The organism is Microbacterium sp. 1.5R, from assembly GCF_007667425.1.
Classification (GTDB): domain Bacteria; phylum Actinomycetota; class Actinomycetes; order Actinomycetales; family Microbacteriaceae; genus Microbacterium.
The window spans coordinates 724,980-743,559 of the sequence record NZ_VDRC01000002.1 but is presented as its reverse complement, the minus strand read 5'-3'; the positions used below and the strand labels follow the sequence as shown (position 1 = coordinate 743,559).

Genomic DNA, 18,580 nt, shown 5'->3' with positions numbered 1-18,580 from the left:
GCGTTCTTCGGCATGTCGCTCGAGGAGCTCTCCCTCCGCGCGCTCCCACTGCTCCTCCCACCCTGCGTCAGCCCTCGCCTGGGCCTTGCGCCGCGAACGTCGACCGTCGACGAGCGAGGCGCCGATCATCAGGGGCCCGAGAGCGGCGAAGCAGAGGGAGTACACGGACCCGGTGACGAGCCAGAGCACGACACCGGCCGCGACCGGGATCAGCGACGCGAGAATCGGAATGGGCTGCGCGGGCGGCGCGGCAGGCGGAGCGGGGAGGGAGATGGGCAGTGAGTCCATCTGCTCAGTGCACACCCTGAGCGGCGCTGAGATGCACTGTCCACAGGGAGTCAGCCGCTATTCGGCCGTCGCGGACTCCGTGGAGGAGGAGTCGTCGTCGACCTGGACGACCACAAGGGTCACGTTGTCGCGGCCCCCGTTCTCGAGGGCGGCCGCGAGCATGGCGTCGACGGCGGCGGCGGCATCCGCGTTCTCCCGGAGGAAGTGCTGGATGCCGTAATCCGTGAGCTCTTTCGTGAGGCCGTCGGAGCAGATGACGAACCGATCACCCACGCGGACATCGAGGGTCACGTAGTCCGGCGGGGTCAGCTCACTCGAGCCGACGGCTCGCGTGATGACGTTGCTGTAGGGGTGGCCCTCGGCCTCCTCAGGACTGATCTTGCCTGCGGCGATGAGCTCCTGCACGACGGAATGGTCGGTGGTCACCTGGACCAGACGGTCTTCCCGCAGAAGATAGACGCGCGAGTCGCCGATGTTGAGCGCCACCCAGCGCGGCTGCTCGTCGTCGAGTTCGAGGAAGAGACCGGTCAGCGTCGTCCCTGTGCCCTCGTCGGTCGCCTCCGGATGATCGGCGATGTCGCCGACCGCCAACTCCAACGCATGTTGGATCTCGTCGCGCTGCACCGGCCCGGCTGTGACCATGGCCTCCAGACGCGCGACCGTGCTCTGACTCGCGATCTCTCCCCCGGCGTGCCCGCCCATGCCGTCGGCGACGATGAAGAGCGGATACTCCGCAAAGAAGGCATCCTGGTTCGTCTCGCGACGGCGCCCGACGTCGGTGACGCCGGCCCACGACACCACCAGGGGGTGTCGCGAAACCGTGACGCTGTGCGTCTTCGTCGTCGTCTCAGCCACTCGTCGCCTCCGAAATGCCCAGAGATCGGGCGGCCCCTGGATACTCACACATCGTAGTGGACTCCACCCGGCTGGTGATCCTGCCCCCGGTGTTCCGGGGTCGGGCCCGTCGGGGCGCGAGACGTCCGAAAGCGCCGACCCGGCGCGGCGAGGTGAGCATCCATCAACGCTATCGCGTCTCGCCCGGCCTGACTCCCACCCGGGAACGGGAAGAGCCCCCGACGTCGGTCGAGGGCTCTTCGCTCACAGCCGTGCGAATCAGGCAGGCGGTTGTGTGGGGTTCGTCGGCGGCGCGGGAGGCGCAGCCGGGGGTGCCGGCGGAACCTGGGGCGCGGCTGGCGGCGCAGACGGCGGCGCCGGGGGCACGTCGGGGTTCGACGGAGCCGCGGGAGGCGTGTAGCCGGGCTGAGCGGGCGGGGTGTAGCCGGGCTGCTGCGGCTGCGTGTATCCGGGCTGCTGCGGCTGACCGTAGCCAGGCTGCTGCGGCGGCGCGTAGCCCTGCTGCGGCTGCCCGTAACCCTGCTGCGGCTGCCCGTAGCCCTGCTGCGGCTGCCCGAAGCCAGGACCCGCGACAGCGCTCGGCTGGGTGGGAACGCCGTCCCACCCCGTGCGATCGGCGAAGAATCCGTTGCCGGCCCACGGAGCCGGGGCGATGTTCGGGTTCCAGCGCGACTTGTCGAAGGCGTTGATGCCGAGCCAGACGATGCCGAGCAGCACCCAGAGGATCACCCAGACAGCGTCCTTCTGAAGCTTGAGACCGATGCGCCAGGCGGCGAGGGCCATCACCACCGCGAGACCGATGCCGGTGAGGAAGTTGAGGTACGGGATGAGCGAGAGCCCAATGGCGATCAGGACCACCCAGGGCGACATGTCTCCGAGCTTCGCGAAGACCATGTAGTTGTAGACGGGGACCCACGCCCGCCACTTGCCTTGCACACCTGCTTTGTCGAAGATCTTCATGAGGAAGAAGGCGACGAGGACGTAACCCACGATCGCGATGAGGAAGCTCACAAGCACCACGATGCCAACGAAGGCAGCGGCACCGGGCCCGTAATAGTAATCGTCGTACATGATCCCCTCCGAAATGGGACAGATGGGGCGCTGGCCGCGCCGCGTCACCCACCATATCGGTGTGCCGATATTGCGGGCAACGACACACGCGGGGAGAAATACCCACCGTGTCCTCGGGCGTCATTCCGCGACGACGAGCTCCAGGGTCCCTGTCTCCGACGCGTCGCGCAGTACGACTCCGCGCGCCTCGGCCCATGTGCGGAGCGTGCGCATCGAACGGATGCGAGGGCGATCCTCGGCGAGGGCGCGCACGAGCATCCCCTTCGATTTCTTGTTGAAGTGATTGAGCGCCTTGCCGTGCTCGGTCACGACTCGCACGTATGCGGACTCGACCCCGGCGGGCACCGGTCCGAGCGCGACGTATGCCTCGCTGCGCAGATCCAGCACGAAGTCGGGTTCCTCCGCGGCGATCGCCGCGCTCGTCGCCTCACCCCAGTGACGCCGCAGCGGCGGGATGCCGGGCAGAGGCGTGCCCGCGGCCAGCCGATACGCGGGGATGCCGTCCAGAGCGCCGACCGGACCGAACGGCGCGGAATGGATCCACACGTGTGATGCCAGCCAGCGACGCGCCACGCCGGACAGCGAGCTCGCGTCCAGCGCGTCGTACAGAACCCCCGTGTAGCGATCGACTGCGGGCATCGTGGGCGCCACGAGCAACTCCCGGTTGGCCGCGATGTCGCCGACCTGCTTGTCGCTGAGCTTCAGGATGCGCTGGGCGGTCGCGGTGTCTCGGGAGAGGTCGACCAGGGCCTCAGCCGTCGTCCGACGCTTGTCGTACAAGCCGGCGAGGGCGAGGCCTGCGAGATCGATCGGCGTGGGAACGCCACCCGGGCGCTTGGTCTCCGAGGGCGGGAGCAGGATCTTCATGATGCCTCCGCGGGCACAGACGCGTCCGCCCCGGAACCGAAGACGGTGCCGAGGCGGACGCGGTGGTTATCGCTGATCAGGAGATGAGGGCGGCGTTGCCTGCCACGATCGTCAGTTCGTTCCCCTCCATCGAGAGGAATCCGTCCTGCGCGTTGGCGAGCACCTTCGACCCATCGGTCTGAGTGATCCGGACCTGGCCTTCGGCGAGGATCGCCAGAACCGGCTCATGGCCGGACATGAGGCCGATCTCGCCCTCGACGGTCTTTGCGACCACGAGGCTCGCCTCTCCCGTCCAGACCTCCGCGTCCGCGGAGACGAGGCTGACGTGCAGGGCCATGATCAGCCGTTCTCCTTCTGGATCTTCGCCCACTGCTCTTCGACGTCGGAGATGCCACCGACGTTGAAGAAGGCCTGCTCGGCCACGTGGTCGAAGTCACCGCGGGTGATCGCGTCGAACGACTCGATCGTGTCCTTCAGCGGCACGGTCGAACCCTCGACACCCGTGAACTTCTTGGCCATGTAGGTGTTCTGCGAGAGGAACTGCTGGATACGACGTGCACGCGACACGACGATCTTGTCTTCCTCGGAGAGCTCGTCGACACCGAGGATGGCGATGATCTCCTGCAGCTCCTTGTTCTTCTGGAGGATCTGCTTGACCGTGGTGGCGACGCGGTAGTGGTCCTCGCCCAAGTAGCGGGGGTCCATGATGCGCGACGTCGAGGTCAGCGGGTCGATGGCCGGGTACAGACCCTTCGACGCGATCTCACGGGAGAGCTCGGTCGTCGCGTCGAGGTGCGCGAAGGTGGTGGCCGGAGCGGGGTCGGTGTAGTCGTCGGCCGGCACGTAGATCGCCTGCAGCGAGGTGATCGAATGGCCACGCGTCGAGGTGATGCGCTCCTGCAGGAGGCCCATCTCATCCGCGAGGTTCGGCTGGTAGCCCACGGCCGAAGGCATGCGGCCCAGCAGGGTCGACACCTCGGAACCGGCCTGCGTGAAGCGGAAGATGTTGTCGATGAAGAGCAGCACGTCCTGCTTCTGCACATCGCGGAAGTACTCCGCCATGGTCAGCGCCGAGAGTGCGACGCGCAGACGCGTCCCCGGCGGCTCGTCCATCTGGCCGAAGACGAGAGCGGTCTTGTCGAAGACACCCGCCTCCTCCATCTCGTGGATGAGGTCGTTGCCCTCACGGGTGCGCTCGCCGACACCGGCGAACACCGACACGCCACCGTGGTCCTGCGCGACGCGCTGGATCATCTCCTGGATGAGGACAGTCTTGCCGACACCCGCGCCACCGAAGAGACCGATCTTTCCACCCAGCACGTAGGGGGTCAGGAGGTCGATCGACTTGATGCCGGTCTCGAACATCGTCGTCTTCGACTCGAGCTGGTCGAAGTTCGGCGCCTTGCGGTGGATGGGCCAGCGCTCGGTCACCTCGATGGTCTCGCCAGGCTCGAGGTTGAGCACCTCGCCGATGACGTTGAAGACCTTGCCCTTGGTGACGTCGCCGACGGGGACCGAGATGGCCTCGCCGGTGTCGCGCACCTCCTGACCGCGGACGATGCCGTCGGTGGGCTTGAGGGCGATGGCGCGGACGAGGTCGTCGCCGAGGTGCTGGGCGACCTCGAGCGTGATCTCGACCGACTCGTCGCCGATCGTGATCGTGGTCTTCAGCGCGTTGTAGATGTCGGGGATCGAGTCGTGCGGGAACTCGATGTCGACAACCGGACCGTTGACGCGTGCGACGCGCCCGACGACCGCGGTCGCCGGCTGGTCAGCCGGAGCGATGAGGGTCATTTTCGTCTCTTTCCTGATGGTCTATTTGCTCGACGAGAGAGCATCGGCGCCGCCGACGATCTCTGCGATCTGCTGCGTGATCTCCGCCTGGCGCGCGTTGTTGCGCAGACGGGTGTAATCGGTGATGAGCTTGTCGGCGTTGTCGCTGGCCGACTTCATCGCCTTCTGGGTCGCGGCCTGCTTGGCGGCAGACGACTGCAGAAGAGCGTTGAAGACTCGGCTCTGGATGTACACCGGCAGGATCGCGTCGAGAACGGTCTCGGCATCCGGCTCGAACTCGTAGAGCGGGTAGACGGTGCTACCGGCTTCCGAGTCGTCGGCTTCCGTGATCTCCAGCGGCAGCAGACGCACGGATTCCGGCGACTGCGTCATCATGCTGACGAACCGGTTGTACACGAGGTGGATCTCGTCGACGCCACCCTCGTCCGCGCCGCGGTTGAAGTCGTGCAGCAACTTCTGCGAGATCTCCTCCGCGGTCTGGAAGGACGGCGTGTCGGTGTCACCCGTCCACTCCGCGGCCGCTTCGATGCGACGGAACTGGAAGTATCCGACAGCCTTGCGACCGACCAGGTAGAACACCGGCTCCTTGCCCTGCTCCCGCAGGAGCGCGGCCACCTCGAGACCCTCTCGGAGGATCTGCGAGTTGAAGGCTCCAGCCAGACCGCGGTCGGACGAGAAGATCACGACCGCGGAGCGGCGGATGTTCTCGGGCTCGCGGGTGAGCGGGTGATCGACGTTCGAGTGCGTCGCGACGGCCGACACGGCCCTCGTCACGGCCCGCGCGAAGGGGCTGGACGCCTTGACGCGTGCCATCGCCTTCTGGATGCGCGAAGCCGCGATGAGTTCCATCGCCTTCGTGATCTTCTTGGTCGTCTGAGCAGAAGAGATCTTCTGCTTGTAGACCCTGAGTTGAGCGCCCATGAATCAGTTCCCCACGCGATTACGCGCGACGACCCTTGACGATCTTCTCCTGGTTGACGTCCTCCGCCTCGGCGGCAGCGTGCTCCTCCTGGCCGGGGGCGCCGATGGCGTGGCCCTTGCCGCCCTGGAACTCCAGGATGAAGGCGTCCGTCTGCTTCGCCAGCTCTGCAACCGTGTCGTCATCGAGGACGTTGGTCTCGCGCAGAGTGTCGAGCACCGAGGTGTTGCGACGCAGGTAGTCCAGGAGCTCACGCTCGAACCGCAGCACGTCCCCGACCTCGATCGTGTCGAGCTTGCCGTTGGTTCCGGCCCAGATCGACACGACCTGCTCCTCGACGGGGTACGGCGAGTACTGCGGCTGCTTGAGCAGCTCGGTCAGACGCGCTCCACGCGAGAGCTGACGACGCGAGGCCGCGTCGAGGTCGGAGGCGAACATCGCGAACGCCTCGAGCGAGCGGTACTGCGCCAGCTCGAGCTTCAACGTTCCGGAGACCTTCTTGATCGACTTGACCTGGGCGTCACCGCCGACTCGCGAGACCGAGATACCCACGTCGACCGCCGGACGCTGGTTGGCGTTGAACAGGTCGGACTGCAGGAAGATCTGGCCGTCCGTGATCGAGATCACATTGGTCGGGATGTACGCCGAGACGTCGTTCGCCTTGGTCTCGATGATCGGGAGGCCCGTCATCGACCCGGCACCCAACTCGTCGGACAGCTTCGCGCACCGCTCGAGCAGACGCGAGTGGAGGTAGAAGACGTCACCGGGGTATGCCTCGCGGCCCGGCGGACGACGCAGGAGCAGCGACACGGCGCGGTAGGCCTCGGCCTGCTTCGACAGGTCGTCGAAGATGATCAGGACGTGCTTGCCGCCGTACATCCAGTGCTGACCGATCGCGGAACCCGTGTAGGGGGCGAGGTACTTGAAGCCGGCGGGGTCGGACGCGGGAGCGGCCACGATGGTCGTGTACTCCAGGGCGCCGGCCTCTTCGAGCGCGCCCTTCACCGAAGCGATGGTCGAGCCCTTCTGACCGATCGCGACGTAGATGCAGCGGACCTGCTTGCTGACGTCGCCGGACTCCCAGTTGGCCTTCTGGTTGATGATCGTGTCGATCGCGATGGCCGTCTTGCCGGTCTGGCGGTCGCCGATGATCAGCTGGCGCTGGCCGCGGCCGACAGGGATCATGGCGTCGATCGCCTTGATACCGGTCTGCATCGGCTCGTGCACCGACTTGCGCTGCATGACGCCGGGGGCCTGGAGCTCGAGCTCACGGACACCCTCGGTCGCGATCGAGCCGAGGCCGTCGATCGGGTTGCCGAGCGGGTCGACCACGCGGCCCAGGTAGCCGTCGCCGACGGGGACCGAGAGGACCTCGCCCGTTCGGGTGACTTCCTGGCCCGCCTCGATGCCGGTGAAGTCGCCGAGCACGACCACGCCGATCTCGTGCTCGTCGAGGTTCAGCGCGAGACCCTTGGTGCCGTCCGCGAAGGTCACGAGCTCGTTCGCCATGACGCCGGGCAGTCCCTCGACGTGGGCGATGCCGTCGGCCGCGTCGATGACGGTGCCGACCTCGGTCGCCGCAGCCCCGGTGGGCTCGTATGCCGCGGCGAAGTCCTTCAGCGCGTCACGGATGACGTCGGGGCTGATCGATAGTTCTGCCATTGTCTTCCCTTTGTATCTGGGTGCGCGGTTCCCCGCGCGAAGTCGTGTTAGCCGGCGAGCTTCTGGCGAAGATCGGCGAGACGGGCGGAGATGCTGCCGTCGATGACGTCATCGGCGATCTGCACGCGCAGACCTCCGACGACGGCGGGGTCGAGGACCTCGTTGAGCGCCACGGTTCGTTCGTAGCGACGCGAGAGCACGTCGCTCAGTCGGGCACGCTGGGCCTCGGTGAGCGATGTCGCGGTGTAGACCGTGGCGACGACGCGGTCACCCTGGCTCGCCACGATGCGCATCGCCCGGGACAGCAGCTGACGCACGCGCCGCTCACGCGGCTGGCGCACGAGCGAGGAGACGATCAGAGCGGTCGGGGCGCTCGTGGTTCCGTCTGCGAGCAGACGGTCGATCAGCGTGCCCTTGGCATCCGCACCGCCGAGCCGGCTGCCGAGCGCGAGCTCGAGCTCCGGGTTCGCGGCCACGACCCGGGTGAAGCCGAACAGCTCCCCCTCGATGTCGGCCCGCGGCTCCGCGAGCGCCGCAGCACGGATGGCGAGCTCTTCGATGCCGTCCGTCAGCTCGGAGGCCGAAGACCAGCGCTCGGCGACGACCACCTTCAGCACGTTCTGCGCGTTCTGGGAGAACCCGCCGAACACCGCTGCGACGACGTTCTGTCGCGCCACCGCGGCAGCTGCCGGGTCAGCGAGCGCGCCGCTCAGCTGGGACGACTCTCCGACGGCGCGGGCGGCTGCGAACAGCTCCCGTGCCGTGTCGAGAGTGACGTCCGTCGCTGCGGCAAGCGCCTGAGTGGATGCCGCGAGTGCCTGAGTGGTCGCGCTGCCCATTACTGAGCCGCCTTCTCGGATGCTTCGAGGTCGGCGAGGAAGCGGTCGACGACCGCCGTCGCGCGTGCATCGTCGGAGAGCGTCTCGCCGACCACACCGCCGGCGAGGTCGATCGCGAGCGTGCCCACCTCGCTGCGGAGCGAGACGAGAGCGGTCTGACGCTCGGCCTCGATCTGCGAGTGCGCTGCCGCGGTGACGCGAGCGGCCTCAGCGGTCGCGGTCTCCTTGGCCTCGGCGACGATCTTCTTGCCGTCCTCGCGGGCGGCCTCACGGATCTCACCGGCCTCGGTGCGGGCCTCGGCCAGCTGACGCGTGTACTCCTCGAGCGCGGCCTCGGCCTGCTTCTGAGCCTCATCGGCCTTGGCGATGTTGCCCTCGATCGCGGCGGAGCGCTTGTCGAGCAGCTCGTAGAGCTTCGGAAGGGCGACCCTCCACACCACCACGAGGATGACGATGAAGCACACCGCCGACCAGATGATGTCGTACCACGCGGGGATCAGCGGGTTCTGGTTTTCACCCTCTGCTGCGAGGTTCGTGACAAGAGCGTTCAGCATCCTGTCTCCTTATCGAAGAGGTCGGATTACTGGAAGATGAAGTAGGTCGCGATGCCGATGAAGGCGAGCGCCTCGGTGAAGGCGATACCGATGTACATCAGGACCTGCAGGCGACCGGCGAGCTCGGGCTGACGGGCAACGCCCTCGATCGTCTTTCCGACGACGATGCCGACGCCGATGGCCGGGCCGATGGCTGCGAGGCCGTAGCCGACGGTGCCGATGTTGCCGTTGAGTTCAGCGAGAACCGTAGTTGCGTCCACGGGTTTTTCCTTTCAGTTGGGTGGACAGGCAGTTGCCTGTCCGCTCAGTGCTCTTCTGCGACCGCGAGCTGGATGTAGACCGCGGTGAGGATGGTGAAGACGTAGGCCTGCAGGAAGGCCACGAGGACCTCGAACAGGGTGAAGGCGAAGCCGAAGGCGAGCGTGCCGGCGCCGAGGGCGATCCAGCCGCCGCTGAGGCTGAACACGAAGAACTGCGTGGCGGAGAAGAACAGGACGAGCATGAGGTGCCCGACGACCATGTTCATAAGCAGTCGCAGAGTCAGCGTGATCGGCCGGATGATGAACGTCGAGAGGATCTCGAGCGGCGTCACGATGATGTACAGGAACGGCGGGACCCCGGACGGGAACAGCGCGTTGCGGAAGAAGTTCTTCGGGCTCTTCTTGATGCCGGCGTAGATGAACGACACGTAGCTGACCAGCGCGAGCAGCGCCGGGACCGCGATGATGCTCGTACCCGCGATGTTCATGAACGGGATGATGCCCGTCAAGTTCATGAACAGGACCATGAAGAAGATCGTGGCGAGGATCGGCAGGAACCGGCGTCCGTCCTTGCGGCCGAGCAGGTCTTCCGCGACGTTGACCCGCACGAAGTCGAGCCCCATCTCGACGACGCTCTGGAAGCGACCGGGAACGACGCGCATGCGACGAGTACCCAGCCACAGGAACAGCACGACGGCGATGGTCGCGATGAACTGGACGAGGTGGATCCGGTGGATCACCAGGTCGCCGATCTGGAAGACGGCGTCAGGGAAGAACTCGGCAATGGACGGAGCGTGGAACTCGTCGTCCGTGGCGAGTCGGGGCATCAGGGTCGCAGCAAGATTGAACAGCGCGGGCTCCAGCTTCGGGGCACCGGATCAGGACCGGGGCGACGATGGTCGGTGTGCTTCTGCGCAAGCGCTCGCGGGCGAGCGGCGGGCACTCGTCAACACTATCAGAATCCAGGGGTGCCCTAGGACCGCGCGGGGCCGTCCTCAGCGGGTGCCGCGCCGGGTGCCGTGTCCTCCGGAACCTCCGTCGGGAGCGAGGAATCGCTGACGACAGGCAGGCGCATCCTGCTGATGACGACCGCGTCGACCACGAGCGAGACCAGCACGCCCGCGACGATCGAGACGAAGAAGACGACCGGCTGGATCCACTGCTGATCTTTGAGCACGACGATCACCAGGAAGAACACGATTAGCTTCAGGATCCATCCGCCGAGCACGAGGGCGAAGAAGAACTGCACGTACAGCGGCTCTCCGTACCAGCGATTGGCGATCAGGATGCTCGTGCCGGTGATGCCGAGGAAGACGGCGGCGAGCAGCACGCCGAGCAGCCCGCTGACGAGGCCCTCCCCCTCCGCGACGACGTACCCGACGATCGCGGCCGCGATCGCGAGGACGACCGTCGCGACGGCCGACCACGTGAGGACCCTTCGCAGGATCGGCGTGCTGGATACGGGGTTCGGGCTCATCAGGACTCCAGGGAGGTCGGGTCGGGCTCGGGGGCGGTCGCCGGCTTCTTGCGACGGGAAGGCATGAGGGTGATGACGAGGCAGGCGACGATACCCACCACGCCGAAGGCGACGCCGGGGAGGTACTGGCCCGGCCAGTCCTCGCGGGCGCCGACGTACATGAGCAGCACGGCGAACGAGATGATCGCCGTCCAGGCGTAGAAGATGAGCACCGCGTCACGGTCGCGGTGACCGAGGTCCAGCATCCGGTGGTGCAGGTGCTTGCGATCGGGCGAGAACGGGCTCTTGCCCGCGTTCATCCGCCGCAGCACCGCGAGTCCGAAATCGAGCAGCGGCAGCAGCACCACGAGCAGCGGCAGCAGGATCGGGATGAAGGCACCCAGCAGCTGTGAACGGCCCAGCCGCTCGAGGTCGAGCGCGGACGGCTCGAGCTGCCCGGTGACCGCGATCGCCGATGTGGCCATGAGCAGCCCGAGCACCAACGCGCCCGAGTCCCCCATGAAGATCTTCGCCGGACTCCAGTTGAACGGAAGGAACCCGATGCAGGCGCCGATGAGGACGGCGGCGAGGAAGGAGGCCAGGTTGAAGTAGCTCGAGGCACCGGTGTCGCGCGTGAGGATGTAGGAGTAGGCGAAGAAGACGCCGTTCGCGATGAGGCAGACGCCGGCGACGAGTCCGTCGAGGCCGTCGATGAAGTTCACGGCGTTCATGACGATCACGATCGCGAACATCGTGATCGTGATGCTCAGCCAGCTCGAGAAGACGATGAGGTCGCCGAACGGCAGTGAGAGGATCTGCAGCCCTCCCCCGACGGTGATGATGCCGGCGGCGAGAAACTGCGCGCCGAGCTTGATCATCCAGTCGAGGTCCCAGAGGTCGTCGACGACGCCGATGACCGCGATGAGGAAGGCTGCGGCGAGCACCGACCACATCGTCTGCGGCGGCATCCAGATGGTCGCGAAGAAGGGGTTCGCGGCGGAGACGCCCATCGCCACCGCGATGCCCAGGAAGATGGCCACTCCCCCGAGCCGCGGCTTCGGAGTCGTGTGCACATCGCGCTCACGGATCGCCGGGTAGAGCTTGAACCGCAGGCTCACCTTCAACACCGCCCAGGTGAGCACGAACGTGATCGCGGCGGTGATGAGGACCGTGAAGACGTACTGCTTCACGAACTCTCGTCCGCCTCGACCTCCGGAGCCGGCTCGAGCAGGTCGCCGAGCACCTCCTCGAGCCGCTCGCGGCTGACAGCACCCTGACGGAGGATGCGCGCCGTACCGGTCGTCTGCTCCATCCCGCGCGGCACGAGCGACGTAGCGTCGACGATCGTCGAGGCGATGCCCTCCCGGCTGAGCCCGTCGGCGAGGTACACGGCGACGCTGTCGCCCAGCATCCGCTCGGCGTCGTACGCCGAGATGGCCGCGTCGCGGCCGGTGAGGTTCGCGCTCGAGACGGCGAGCGGCCCCGTCTCGGCGAGGAGTTCGAGCGCGACGCGTCCCTCGGGCATGCGCACGGCGACGGTGCCCTCCGTCTCACCGAGATCCCACACCAGCGACGGCTGCGCTGGGAGCACGATCGTCAGCCCACCGGGCCAGAACTCGTCGACGAGCCGCTGAACGGGCTCCGGCACCGACTCGGCGAGGGCGAGCAGCGTGTCCTTCGTGCCGATCAGCACGGGTGGCGGCTGGTTGCGCCCACGGCCCTTCGCATCGAGGAGCCGTTGCACCGCCGCAGGGGAGAACGCGTCGGCGGCGACGCCGTAGACCGTGTCGGTGGGCATCACGATGAGCTCGCCCCTGGCGATGGCCTGGCGCGCGTGGCGCATGCCGGCGAGGAGCTCGGACTCGTCGCCGCAGTCGAAGATGGTGGACATGACCTTCCGATTCTAGACGCCGGGTGCCTGTGCGACCGGTGACGCCGCCGTCAGGGGCGCAGGGCCGTGGTCGCTCGGTCGCGCAGCGTGAGGTCGCGATGGGTCGCTGCCGCGCGCCATCCGTCAACGGTGAGGATGCTGCGGATCTCCTCCCCCTGGAGCTCACCGTGCTCGATGACCAGCAGACCGCCGGGTCGCAGCAGATCGAGAGCGCGGGTGCTGAGCACGCGGACGATGTCGAGTCCGTCCTCCCCGCCGTACAGCGCCATGGCCGGATCGAAGAGCCGCACCTCCGGGTCGCGCGGCACCGCGGCATCCGGCACGTACGGCGGGTTCGAGATCACTACCGAGGCCATACCGTCGAGGTCGCGGAACGCGTCGCCCAAGTCCTCGTTCACCAGCGTCAGGTTCGCCGCGTCGGCGGTGTTGCGCTGCGCCCAGGGGAAGGCCTCGGGCGACAGCTCGGTCGCGAACACCCGGGCGTGGGGCACCTCTGTCGCCATGGCGAGGGCGATCGCTCCGGACCCCGTTCCGAGATCGATGCCGATCGGAGCGGGCTCAGGGGCCGCCAGCAGGGCATCGATCGCGAACTGGACCACTGTCTCGGTCTCCGGCCGCGGCACGAAGACCCCGGGCCCGACAGCCAGCTCGAGGTGACGGAAGGGTGCGGTGCCGGTGAGGTGCTGCAGCGGCTCGCGACCCTCCCGCCGCGTGACGAGCGCGTCGAGCGCGGCGGCGTCCGCCTCCGACACAGCGTCGCCCCGGATGGTCGCCGCCTGCACCTCGCCCCGACGGACGCCGAGGACATGCCCGGCGAGGAGCTCGGCGTCGACCAGCGGATCGGGGACGCCTGCGGCGGCGAGCCGCACTGCGGCAGCACGCACGAGAGCGGCGAGAGAGGTGTCGGGCATGCCCTCCAGCGTAGAGCGCCGCACCCGTCACATTGCCGCCCCGCACCGGGCGCTCGCCTAGGCTGGAGCCCAGTCACCCCGCACAGGAAGGCGCTCCCATGCCCGGCATCCACTCCGACATCACCACGGCGTTCGGCAACACTCCGCTGGTCCGCCTCAACAGGGTGACCGAGGGCCTCGACGCCACGGTTCTCGCCAAGCTCGAGTTCTACAACCCGGCGTCGAGCGTCAAGGACCGCCTCGGGATCGCGATCGTCGACGCCGCGGAGGCGTCGGGCGAGCTGCAGCCCGGCGGCACGATCGTTGAGGCCACCAGCGGCAACACCGGCATCGCGCTCGCGATGGTCGGCGCCGCCCGCGGCTACAAGGTGATCCTCACGATGCCCGCTTCGATGTCGAAGGAGCGCCGACTGCTGCTCAAGGCGTTCGGCGCCGAGCTCGTGCTCACCGACCCGACCAAGGGCATGACGCACGCGGTCGCCGAGGCCGAGGCCATCGCGGCGAAGACGCCGGGCGCCGTGCTCGCCAAGCAGTTCGCGAACGAGGCGAACCCGGCGATCCACCGCAAGACCACCGCCGAGGAGATCCTGCGCGACACCGACGGCCACGTCGACTACTTCGTCGCCGGCATCGGCACTGGCGGCACCATCACCGGCGTCGGCCAGGTGCTCAAGGAGCGGATCCCCGGCGTGAAGGTCGTCGCAGTGGAGCCCAAGGACTCCCCCATCCTCACCGAGGGCCACCCCGGGCCCCACAAGATCCAGGGCATCGGCCCGAACTTCGTGCCGCCCATCCTCGACCGCGAGGTGCTCGACGAGGTCATCGACGTGACGTTCGACGACGCCATCCGCGTCGCGCGCGAGACCGCGGCCGGCGAGGGCATCCTCGTGGGCATGTCGAGCGGCGCCGCGATCTGGGCGGCGCTCGAGATCGCCAAGCGCCCCGAGGCCGCGGGCAAGACCATCGTCGTGATCATCCCCTCGTTCGGCGAGCGGTACCTGTCGACCGCTCTGTACGAGCACCTGCGCGAGGCCTGATCCGCCCGATGAACGTCATCGGTCGACTGCGCGAGGACGTCGCCGCGGCGCGTCTCCGCGACCCGGCGGCGCGCAGCGCCGTCGAGGTCGCTCTGCTGTACCCGGGACTGCACGCCATCTGGGCGCACCGCGTCTCGCATGCGCTGTGGCGTCGTCACCTGAGGCTCCTCGCCCGCGCAGGGTCGCAGATCTCGCGGTGGCTCACGGGGGTCGAGATCCACCCCGGGGCGCGCATCGGGCGCAGATTCTTCATCGACCACGGCATGGGCGTCGTGATCGGCGAGACGGCGGAGATCGGCGACGACGTGATGCTGTACCACGGCGTCACGCTCGGCGGTCGGACCCGGGACTCCGGCAAACGGCACCCGACCATCGGCGACGGCGTCGCCGTGGGGGCGGGAGCGAAGATCCTCGGTCCCGTCACGATCGGAGCGCACTCGGTGGTCGGCGCGAACGCCGTCGTCACGCGCGACGCACCGGCCGACAGCATCCTCGTCGGAATCCCGGCGAAGCCCCGCGGGCGCACGGTCGGAGAGGACACCCGGGCGCTGCTCACCGCGCCCGAGTACTCGATCTGAGTCAGCGGTCTCGGCGCTCCTTGTCGCGCTTCCTGCGGAACAGCAACGGCAGCAGTACGCTGCCCAGCGCGGTGACGATCCAGACGATCAGCGCGCCGAGCAACCACCCGGAGGCGTCGACGATGCGGAGGCCGCCGATCGGCAGCAGCACGACGATCACGAGAGCGACGAGCGTCGAGATGATGCCGATTCCGCCCATCAGCACGGGCGCGTACCGATCGGCGAGCCGGCTCGCGATCGGCGCGAGGATGCTCTGCACGATGGCGAAGACGACGATGCAGACGACGAAACCCCACCAGCGATCCCACTGGATGCGGAACCCGTCGAGCAGCATGTCGGCGACGAGCAGCCCGAGGGCGGCGGAGGCCAGATACGTCACCGCGCGGAGCAGGAAGGTGATCACGCGCTGAGCCTAGCGCCCTGCGCTCGTGCGGTCAGCCCTCCGAGCCGACGGCCGCTAGGCGGGCCTCTTCGTCGGCCTGGATCGCGCTCTCGATGATCGGCTCGAGCGCTCCGTCCATGACCTGGTCGAGGTTGTAGGCCTTGAACCCGGTGCGGTGGTCGGCGATCCGGTTCTCGGGGAAGTTGTAGGTGCGGATGCGCTCAGAACGATCCATGCCGCGGATCTGCGACTTGCGGGCGTCGGAGGCCGCGGCATCCAACTCCTCCTGCTGCTTCGCGAGGAGACGCGCACGGAGCACGCGCATCGCGGCCTCGCGGTTCTGCAGCTGCGACTTCTCGTTCTGCATTGAGACGACGATCCCCGTCGGCACATGAGTGATGCGCACGGCCGAGTCGGTCGTGTTCACCGACTGCCCGCCGGGTCCTGACGAGCGGAACACGTCGATCTTGAGATCGTTCTGGTTGATCTCGATCTCATCAGGCTCGTCCACCTCGGGGAAGACCAGCACACCCGTGGTGGAGGTGTGGATGCGTCCCTGCGACTCGGTCGCCGGCACCCGCTGCACACGATGCACGCCGCCCTCGTACTTGAGATGCGCCCAGACGCCCTGCGCGGGGTCGGATGACGATCCCTTGATCGCGACCTGCACGTCCTTGTAGCCGCCGAGGTCGGACTCGTTGCGCTCGAGGAGCTCGGTCTTCCAGCCCTTCGAGGCGGCGTACTGCACGTACATGCGCAGCAGGTCGGCGGCGAACAGCGCCGACTCAGCACCGCCCTCCCCCGCCTTGATCTCCATGATCACGTCTCGGGCGTCGTCCGGATCCCGCGGGATCAGCAGCCGACGGAGCTTCTCCTGCGCGCTCTGCAGGCCCTGTTCGAGCGCGGGCACCTCGTCGGCGAACGCCTCGTCCTCCCTGGCCAGTTCGCGCGCAGCGTCGAGGTCGTCGGTGGCCGCGACCCACGCCTCGTGGGCCGCGACGATGCGCGAGAGCTCGGCGTACCGACGATTGACCCGCTTCGCCCGTGCGGCGTCGGCGTGCACCGCCGGATCGGAGAGTTCCTCCTGGACCCGGCGGTGCTCGTCGATGAGAGTCTGGACGGACTCGAACACGGCCCCTCCGCTCAGCGGATGTTGTTGTCGTGCCCGTGGCCGCCGGCGGGCAGCGTCGGGATCGACTTCTGCATCTGCACGAGGAACTCCACGTTCGAGTGGGTCTCCTTCAGCTTGCCGAGCACGACCTCGAGGGCCTGCTGCTGGTCGAGACCGGCGAGGGCGCGGCGCAGCTTCCAGGTGATCTTCACCTCGTCGGCCGAGAGGAGCATCTCCTCGCGGCGGGTGCTCGACGCGTTGACGTCGACCGCCGGGAAGATCCGCTTGTCGGCCAGCTGACGCGACAGGCGGAGCTCGCTGTTTCCGGTGCCCTTGAACTCCTCGAAGATGACCTCGTCCATCTTGGAACCGGTCTCGACGAGAGCCGTCGCGAGGATCGTGAGCGAGCCGCCGTTCTCGATGTTGCGCGCCGCACCGAAGAAGCGCTTGGGCGGGTAAAGCGCCGACGCGTCGACGCCGCCCGTCAGCACGCGGCCCGAGGCGGGCGCGGCGAGGTTGTACGCCCGACCCAGCCGGGTGATCGAGTCGAGCAGCACGACGACGTCGCGCCCCAGCTCGACGAGACGCTTGGCGCGCTCGATCGCGAGCTCAGCGACCGTCGTGTGGTCTTCGGCCGGGCGATCGAAGGTCGAGGCGATGACCTCGCCCTTGACCGTGCGCTCCATGTCGGTGACCTCTTCGGGGCGCTCGTCGACGAGCACGACCATGAGGTGCACCTCGGGGTTGTTCTGCGCGATGGCGTTGGCGATCTGCTGCAGCACGATGGTCTTGCCGGCCTTCGGCGGCGCGACGATGAGCCCGCGCTGACCCTTGCCGATCGGGGCGACCAGGTCGATGATGCGCTGCGTCAGCTTCTCGGGCGCGGTCTCGAGGCGCAGGCGCTCCTGCGGGTACAGCGGGGTGAGCTTGCCGAACTCGACGCGCGTGGCGGCGTCGTCGACCGACAGTCCGTTGATGGAGTCGACCTTGACGAGAGCGTTGTACTTCTGACGCCCCTGCTGCTCGCCCTCGCGCGGCTGCTTGATCGAGCCGACGACAGCGTCGCCCTTGCGCAGGTTGTACTTCTTCACCTGGCCGAGCGAGACGTAGACGTCGCTCGGGCCGGCGAGGTAGCCGGTGGTGCGCACGAATGCGTAGTTGTCGAGCACGTCGAGGATGCCGGCGATCGGGATCAGGACGTCGTCTTCGCCGATCTCGGTCTCGAACTCGTCGGTCGGCGCTCCGTTGCGGCGCTTGTTGCGCTGACGGTTGCGGCCGTTGCCGCCCTGCTCGTCGTCGGCCGGGGCGCTCTGCTGCTGCTCCTGCTGGCCGTTGCCGTTCTGGCCGCGTCCGCGGTTACGGCTGCGGTTGCGGTTACGGCTGCGGCCGCCCTGCTCCTCGCCACCGTCGGCGTTGTCGGAGCCGGAGTCGCCGGACGTCTGCGCCGGAGCCTGGCTCTGGGTCTCGGCCGGAGCGGTCTCCGCCGGCTTCTCGTCGGCCGGAGCCGCCTCGGTGTCGGCAGCGGGCTTCTTGGCGGTGCGGCGACCTCGGCCCTTCTTGGGCTCCTCGGTCGCCTCCGGCGCGTCGGACGCAGGCGCGGCGTCGCCGGGCTTGTCGGCGACCGCCGGTACGGCGGAACCCTCTGCGGACTCGGCTGCGGGCTCGGCGTCGGCCTTCTTCGCGCGGCTGCGGCGGGGAGCCTTGGCCTTCGGCGCCTCTGCCGCGGGGGCGTCGGATGCCGAGCCATCGGCGGCCGGAGCCGCGGGGGCCTCGGGTGCCTGAGTCGCGTTTGCGGTGTCGGCGGCCTTCTCGGCCTTCGCCGCGGCGCTGGCGGTGGTCGCGCGCCGGGGAGCACGCTTGCGGGCGGGTGCCGCGGGCGCCTCGGTCGCCGTGTCGGATGCCGCGGCGGACGCCGGGGCTTCGGCGGCCGGGGCCGCCTGGTCGTTCTGGGTCTCGGAGAAGTTCTCCACGAGTGCTCCCTCTTTGGTCTCGAAGACATGAGCGGTACACGCGCAACGGGTGCTGCGCGCGATCGCACGGGCTGACGCTCGGCGCCAGCCGACCTCAGCACTGTGCTCCCGGATCGACGATCTCTCGGAAGAGAC

Annotated in this window: 20 protein-coding genes; 2 read left to right on the top strand and 18 right to left on the bottom strand. The window is 68.1% G+C overall.

The genetic code is table 11. The features are described 5' to 3' along the window. Nucleotides 1-345 precede the first annotated feature (345 nt). The 15 genes from FSY98_RS14415 to prmC form a co-directional block, all read right to left on the bottom strand. Nucleotides 346-1,143 (bottom strand): PP2C family serine/threonine-protein phosphatase, encoded by a 798-nt coding sequence (locus tag FSY98_RS14415; protein ID WP_144877326.1) that lies wholly within the window; start codon nt 1,141-1,143, stop codon nt 346-348. A 258-nt stretch (nt 1,144-1,401) separates the two neighbouring features. Further along, nucleotides 1,402-2,214: a DUF5684 domain-containing protein gene (locus FSY98_RS16790; RefSeq protein WP_186307700.1), complete on the bottom strand. Its 813-nt coding sequence runs from the start codon at nt 2,212-2,214 to the stop codon at nt 1,402-1,404. A gap of 120 nt (nt 2,215-2,334) precedes the next feature. After that, entirely contained in the window at nt 2,335-3,081 is a 747-nt protein-coding gene (locus FSY98_RS14405) for a YaaA family protein (protein ID WP_144877325.1), read from the bottom strand. 76 nt (nt 3,082-3,157) lie between these two features. After that, entirely contained in the window at nt 3,158-3,418 is a 261-nt protein-coding gene (locus FSY98_RS14400) for a F0F1 ATP synthase subunit epsilon (protein WP_144877324.1), read from the bottom strand. A gap of 2 nt (nt 3,419-3,420) precedes the next feature. After that, nucleotides 3,421-4,875: a F0F1 ATP synthase subunit beta gene (gene atpD, locus FSY98_RS14395; protein ID WP_144877323.1), complete on the bottom strand. Its 1,455-nt coding sequence runs from the start codon at nt 4,873-4,875 to the stop codon at nt 3,421-3,423. Nucleotides 4,876-4,896: 21 nt separating this feature from the next. Beyond that, the gene (locus FSY98_RS14390; protein ID WP_144877322.1) at nt 4,897-5,796 is read right to left on the bottom strand and encodes a F0F1 ATP synthase subunit gamma; all 900 of its coding nucleotides are present in this window, start codon (nt 5,794-5,796) and stop codon (nt 4,897-4,899) included. A 19-nt stretch (nt 5,797-5,815) separates the two neighbouring features. Then, entirely contained in the window at nt 5,816-7,456 is a 1,641-nt protein-coding gene (atpA, locus tag FSY98_RS14385; protein ID WP_144877321.1) for a F0F1 ATP synthase subunit alpha, read from the bottom strand. A 47-nt stretch (nt 7,457-7,503) separates the two neighbouring features. Then, nucleotides 7,504-8,295, bottom strand: a complete 792-nt coding sequence (locus tag FSY98_RS14380) for a F0F1 ATP synthase subunit delta (protein ID WP_144877320.1) — start codon at nt 8,293-8,295, stop codon at nt 7,504-7,506. After that, a complete protein-coding gene (locus FSY98_RS14375; protein ID WP_144877319.1) occupies nt 8,295-8,849 on the bottom strand; it encodes a F0F1 ATP synthase subunit B in 555 nt (184 codons plus the stop codon). The genes FSY98_RS14380 and FSY98_RS14375 overlap by 1 nt, the downstream gene beginning before the upstream one ends. A 26-nt stretch (nt 8,850-8,875) precedes the next feature. Further along, the gene (gene atpE / locus FSY98_RS14370) at nt 8,876-9,109 is read right to left on the bottom strand and encodes an ATP synthase F0 subunit C (protein WP_050721281.1); all 234 of its coding nucleotides are present in this window, start codon (nt 9,107-9,109) and stop codon (nt 8,876-8,878) included. Nucleotides 9,110-9,153: 44 nt separating this feature from the next. Then, nucleotides 9,154-9,936 (bottom strand): F0F1 ATP synthase subunit A, encoded by a 783-nt coding sequence (atpB, locus tag FSY98_RS14365; RefSeq protein WP_144877318.1) that lies wholly within the window; start codon nt 9,934-9,936, stop codon nt 9,154-9,156. A gap of 146 nt (nt 9,937-10,082) precedes the next feature. After that, nucleotides 10,083-10,586, bottom strand: a complete 504-nt coding sequence (locus FSY98_RS14360) for a hypothetical protein (protein ID WP_144877317.1) — start codon at nt 10,584-10,586, stop codon at nt 10,083-10,085. After that, entirely contained in the window at nt 10,586-11,755 is a 1,170-nt protein-coding gene (locus tag FSY98_RS14355) for an MraY family glycosyltransferase (RefSeq protein WP_144877316.1), read from the bottom strand. Before FSY98_RS14355 ends, FSY98_RS14360 begins: the two co-directional genes overlap by 1 nt. Beyond that, nucleotides 11,752-12,456 (bottom strand): L-threonylcarbamoyladenylate synthase, encoded by a 705-nt coding sequence (locus FSY98_RS14350; RefSeq protein WP_144877315.1) that lies wholly within the window; start codon nt 12,454-12,456, stop codon nt 11,752-11,754. Before FSY98_RS14350 ends, FSY98_RS14355 begins: the two co-directional genes overlap by 4 nt. 50 nt (nt 12,457-12,506) lie before the next feature. After that, a complete protein-coding gene (gene prmC, locus FSY98_RS14345; RefSeq protein ID WP_144877314.1) occupies nt 12,507-13,367 on the bottom strand; it encodes a peptide chain release factor N(5)-glutamine methyltransferase in 861 nt (286 codons plus the stop codon). A 98-nt stretch (nt 13,368-13,465) separates the two neighbouring features. On the opposite strand from prmC, the gene cysK reads away from it, so the two are divergent. Both cysK and epsC read left to right on the top strand, forming a co-directional pair. Further along, a complete protein-coding gene (gene cysK, locus FSY98_RS14340) occupies nt 13,466-14,404 on the top strand; it encodes a cysteine synthase A (RefSeq protein ID WP_144877313.1) in 939 nt (312 codons plus the stop codon). Nucleotides 14,405-14,412: 8 nt separating this feature from the next. After that, on the top strand, nt 14,413-14,982 hold the full coding sequence (gene epsC, locus FSY98_RS14335; RefSeq protein WP_144877312.1) for a serine O-acetyltransferase EpsC: 570 nt from the start codon (nt 14,413-14,415) through the stop codon (nt 14,980-14,982). Between the two features lies 1 nt (nt 14,983). Here epsC and FSY98_RS14330 read toward each other — a convergent pair whose 3' ends face one another. Genes FSY98_RS14330 through rho form a run of 3 tightly spaced genes read right to left on the bottom strand, consistent with a single transcriptional unit; the run spans nt 14,984 to nt 18,508 of the window. Beyond that, nucleotides 14,984-15,385 carry a phage holin family protein gene (locus FSY98_RS14330; RefSeq protein ID WP_144877311.1) on the bottom strand — a complete coding sequence of 134 codons (402 nt, stop codon included), beginning with the start codon at nt 15,383-15,385 and terminating at the stop codon, nt 14,984-14,986. Nucleotides 15,386-15,416: 31 nt separating this feature from the next. After that, entirely contained in the window at nt 15,417-16,496 is a 1,080-nt protein-coding gene (gene prfA, locus FSY98_RS14325) for a peptide chain release factor 1 (RefSeq protein WP_144877310.1), read from the bottom strand. Nucleotides 16,497-16,507: 11 nt separating this feature from the next. Next, on the bottom strand, nt 16,508-18,508 hold the full coding sequence (rho, locus tag FSY98_RS14320) for a transcription termination factor Rho (RefSeq protein ID WP_144877309.1): 2,001 nt from the start codon (nt 18,506-18,508) through the stop codon (nt 16,508-16,510). Between the last annotated feature and the right edge of the window lie 72 nt (nt 18,509-18,580).